This window comes from Pseudomonas sp. GW822-FHT04C11, from assembly GCF_058800905.1.
On sequence record NZ_JBXAMS010000036.1, the window covers coordinates 1 to 4,038 of the forward strand.

Here is a 4,038-nt window from a genome sequence, read left to right on the forward strand (position 1 = left end):
GTTTTGCTGGAGGACCGAGTGAAGGGGTTACGACTGCTGCGCAGCCGAGCGGGAGCAAGCTCCCTCGCCACAAGGGACTGTCGGCTTTCAGACAGTCCGCGTCAGGTCTCTCACCAGCACCTTACGGCTGCCAGTAACTCTTTTCCTCACTCAACTTCTGTTCGGCCAGTGATTTGGCCTTCGAACTGGAAGGCTCGCGGCGTCATGTGGCGTTGGCGATTCAGCAGATGATTGTACTGAGCGAGTTGCTGGTAAATCGGGCGCTGGATAATTTCGATCCTTACGATTGACGCGCAGAGCACAACCCGTGACGAGGGGGCAAGCCCCCTCGTCACGGGGATTGAGTTTCGTCAGATGGACCGTGGATTGAGCAGGTTGATAGGGACCGTTCCACCAACTTTCGCCGGCAATATCGCGCAGGGTCACAGAAGCCACGGGGTTGGGCGAGGATGACTTTCATGGTGATTCCTCGTATCAGCCGTGAATGGACCGACGGCGATAGTCGGGTGCCCGCGCAGGGTCGTATTTCCACCACCATTCAAACGATGAGAGTCCCAAGGACTCGAAGCTTTCCGGAGGAGCTTCTTGAGTCAATTCGCCGCCTTCAAAAGCACCTGTGAGGCTGACACCACTTATGGAGCCGTAACGATTATTCGCTTGTGTCCAAACCAGAGCACCGCTGTAGTATTCGGACAAACTGTCAATGTATGAACGTACTGCAGGTGATGCTTCGGTAAATACGGCAGCACGCAGACGGTAAAAAAGACTGATTAGACGTCGCCTCATTTCTAAGTAACTATGCATGCTTTGTTCGAACGAGTAGTTGTAATCCCTGCACAGAATTCTGATCAGATTGTGCTCCTTTCCGTCGACGGCTCGGGCACACTCTTTCACATAACCATAAGGGTCAGTGTCCCATACCATTAGAGTCACCATCATTTCTGTCAGAGCCCGGACACGCCTGTCCTCGTATTCATCTTGTGATATATCTATGCCAGCGATGACGTGATTGAGTATTGGAAAAGCCCATCCTCCCCCACCATACATACGCATTACCAGATATTCGTTGAGCGACGGGTTAGGTATTACAGCCTTCCATATCTCGGTCATCATGTAGGCTCTCATACCTTCTACAAATCGCCCAACCTGTGTTGGTGTTGCATACCTATCAAGCCTGCATCGCAAGTCGCGCATAGCCAGGGCATAGCGATCATTGGATACTGCATGTTCGGGCGACTCCAAAGTTCGCTGGATTTCGGCAGCATTATTGATGAATGTTGCAGGTTTCAAACTCATCGGGCCTTCATCGCAATACTCGTCGTCGTATGCAAATGCCCATAGCACAAAATCTGAACCAATTTGCAATAATTCGTCGGAACCTCTTGGGTACATAAGGGCGGCTAGGCGAGCGCTTTCAAGACTTCTCATACGTTGTCGCTGAGTATCATCCCAATACAATTTGAAACGATCCGCATAGTCTCGTGTGGTTGACTCAATTCGGCACTTATCTGGATGTTCTAAGTCGACATTGGGATGGGTAGCGTATGGGAATGGGTTAGCCATAGGGGGAAGCGTGATCCGGTTCATATACGTCTCCTGAAAAATTCGCTTAGTTATTCTTTGGTTTTTTCACAACCACGCTATACGTCGAAACCTTGTTCTTAATCAGCGCCACCGACCAGTTCTCTGCCAGCACCCGCAACTCTTCCAACGCCCCCGTTACCCCATAAGGGAACAACTCCTTGTTTTCGATATTGGCTTTCGAATCCATCAACCAACGCGCCACATCGATATTGGAGGGCAGTACCCGCATGTCGTGGATCGTGAAGCCACTTTCCTCAAGCACTTCACGAAAGTACGCCGGTGATTTGCGGTGTTTGCAGGCGAGGCGGTCGACTTCGTCCGGGGTGTCGGGGGTGTAGGTTGCGGGAGGGGTGTTGTAGAGGTTGTCGGCGATGACCACCACACCGCCTTCGCGCACTCGGCCGGCGAGGGCTTGCATGGTGGTTTCGTAGAGCTCGTCGGGGAAGTGCGAGATCACGCCGCGGATGATCACCAGGTCGTAGGGTTCATCCGCGTCCGGAAGCAGCTCGATATCCTTGGCGTTGCACAGGTAGAGGTTGATGCGTTCGGACAACCCTTGCTCGGCGTGGAATTTCGCGCAGTGTTCCAGTTGTCGGCGGCTGACGTTGACCCCGTCCAGGCGTTGGCATTCGGGGAAGCGTTCCGCCAGGTATTTGAGGATGTAGCCCCAGCCACAACCGATGTCAAGGATGCGTTTGATCGGTGGGCGATTCGGTTCTTCGAGGCCGGCGAGTTTCAGTTGTCGTTCGAAATAGCGGATGCCGGACTCGTCGAGGCTGATGGGCGGAGTCGAACGTGGATCGTCGTAGACACCGAACTGGAACAGGATGTAATTGCCGATTGCCTTGCGCCAGTCCTCAGGGCTGTCGCCGTAGGTGTACACGACCTTCTCCTGATAACTGTCGATGCTGGAGCCCTGGATGATTTGATAAGGCAGGCGGGTTTCATCGGCGAGGGTGATTTTTTGGGGGTGGCTGCTCATGGCTGATTTCTCGTGAAGGTATGGACGAAGCAACACCGCTCAGCGGTGACTGTGCGCGAGTTCTTTCCAGCTGCGTACCCCGGCCGGCCCGACTTGTTCGAAGATCCGACGAAACCAGATGCTGAAGGCTTCAGGGGTTGCCGCGATGCGTCCCGGAATCTCGGAGAGCTTCTGCCATTGCCAGCTGTGGGCTTCTTCGGGATTGGCAATCGGTGGAGTACGGCTGATACCGGCGAACACGTGGTCGTATTCATGCTCGATGAGCTGGTTTGACACGCGTTCGTGGTAGAGCAGGGTGGAGACCGGCGTCAGTTTGCAGGTGAGCCCCATTTCTTCGCGCAGCCGGCGTTTGGCTGCGGCGCGGGTCCGCTCACCCTGGCGCGGATGTCCACAGCAGGCGTTGGTCCACAGGCCTTGAGAGTGGTATTTGCCCAGTGCCCGTTGTTGCAACAGTACACGGCCGTTGCCATCGAAAATGAAGATCGAGAATGCTCGGTGTAAAAGACCCTGTTGATGGACGTGCAACTTCGGTGCAGAGCCGATTTCACGATCGTCTGGATCAACAAGTATCAATTTTTCTTCCAAGGGCAAACTCCATTTTGTTTTCGCTGTTGGGCGTTATGGTAGGCAAAGCTAGTTCGTGAGTTTAGTAATGTTTGTGTGTGGGGAAGGAATCTAGTTGAGTTTTTAATAGATGCAAATATTTTAATGGTTTTTAATTGGCTTCGTTGTTAGTTATATTTTTATATTATTTTGTATAGGTTTTCAGGAAAATCCTTTAGGTCAATATGATCTGGCTTATATAGCTAATCTTCATCAGTCAGAGGCTTGTAAAGTCGTGGTCGTTTGCTATCTTCGAGACCGAAAGCCAATGTTTCTTTGGCCGATTACGGGTTGAGATGAATTTCTTTGCTCATGCCTCAGTCTCAAGCCCTAGTATTTTGGCCGCGCTCTGTCGGTTGATTAACGCAATGTTGATCAGGGGGCTTATAGGGGAGCGCCTGTTGATTTAGTTGGTCGGTTGAGGCCGGAGTGAAAAATTTATGATACAGCGTCTATTGATTGTCGATTCGACCGATACCAGGTTGGACCGTGCGTTAGAGAGGGTTGCGTGTAATCTTGAGGTATTCGTTGTGTTTGCGCTTAGTGCGCATCACAACATGGAAAGGCTGTTGGCGAGGTGCTTGAGGTTCGAGCCGAAGTTGGTCATTGTCAGTGAGCCGCATCAAGCGCACCAGCACCTTACGGCTGCCAGTAACTCTTTTCCTCACTCTACTTCCGTTCGGCCAGCAATCCGGCCTTCGAACTGGAAGGTTTGCGGCGTCATGTGGCGTTGGCGATTCAGCAGATGATTGTACTGAGCGAGTTGCTGGTAAATCGGGCGCTGGATAATTTCGATCCGTACGACTCCGACGCGTAAAGCACAACCTTGTGGCGAGGGAGCTTGCTCCCGCTGGAGCGCGAAGCGGTCC

At 52.6% G+C, this 4,038-nt stretch carries 3 protein-coding genes and 3 pseudogenes; 3 read left to right on the forward strand and 3 right to left on the reverse strand.

Annotated elements, in window-relative coordinates:
* Positions 1–164 precede the first annotated feature (164 nt).
* Positions 165–290, forward strand: a pseudogene (locus tag AC1RJ3_RS29525) (DUF6124 family protein); the annotation flags it as partial.
* Between the two features lie 184 nt (positions 291–474).
* Here the strand turns inward: AC1RJ3_RS29525 and AC1RJ3_RS29530 are convergent.
* Genes AC1RJ3_RS29530 through idi form a run of 3 tightly spaced genes read right to left on the reverse strand, consistent with a single transcriptional unit; the run spans position 475 to position 3,151 of the window.
* Positions 475–1,587 (reverse strand): terpene synthase family protein, encoded by a 1,113-nt coding sequence (locus AC1RJ3_RS29530; protein WP_054596443.1) that lies wholly within the window; start codon positions 1,585–1,587, stop codon positions 475–477.
* A gap of 22 nt (positions 1,588–1,609) precedes the next feature.
* A complete protein-coding gene (locus AC1RJ3_RS29535; RefSeq protein ID WP_347927467.1) occupies positions 1,610–2,566 on the reverse strand; it encodes an SAM-dependent methyltransferase in 957 nt (318 codons plus the stop codon).
* Between the two features lie 39 nt (positions 2,567–2,605).
* A complete protein-coding gene (gene idi / locus AC1RJ3_RS29540; protein ID WP_103316080.1) occupies positions 2,606–3,151 on the reverse strand; it encodes an isopentenyl-diphosphate Delta-isomerase in 546 nt (181 codons plus the stop codon).
* 458 nt (positions 3,152–3,609) lie between these two features.
* Between idi and AC1RJ3_RS29545 the strand changes: the two are divergent.
* Both AC1RJ3_RS29545 and AC1RJ3_RS29550 read left to right on the forward strand, forming a co-directional pair.
* A pseudogene (locus tag AC1RJ3_RS29545) lies at positions 3,610–3,804 on the forward strand (1-deoxy-D-xylulose-5-phosphate reductoisomerase); the annotation flags it as partial.
* A gap of 47 nt (positions 3,805–3,851) precedes the next feature.
* Positions 3,852–3,986: pseudogene (locus AC1RJ3_RS29550) on the forward strand (DUF6124 family protein); the annotation flags it as partial.
* Positions 3,987–4,038: the final 52 nt, after the last annotated feature.

Excerpts from the sequence above, each read along its gene's own strand:
- AC1RJ3_RS29530 (WP_054596443.1), bottom strand. The coding sequence starts at position 1,587 with ATGAACCGGATCACGCTTCCCCCTATGGCTAACCCATTCCCATACGCT.
- AC1RJ3_RS29535 (WP_347927467.1), bottom strand. The coding sequence starts at position 2,566 with ATGAGCAGCCACCCCCAAAAAATCACCCTCGCCGATGAAACCCGCCTG.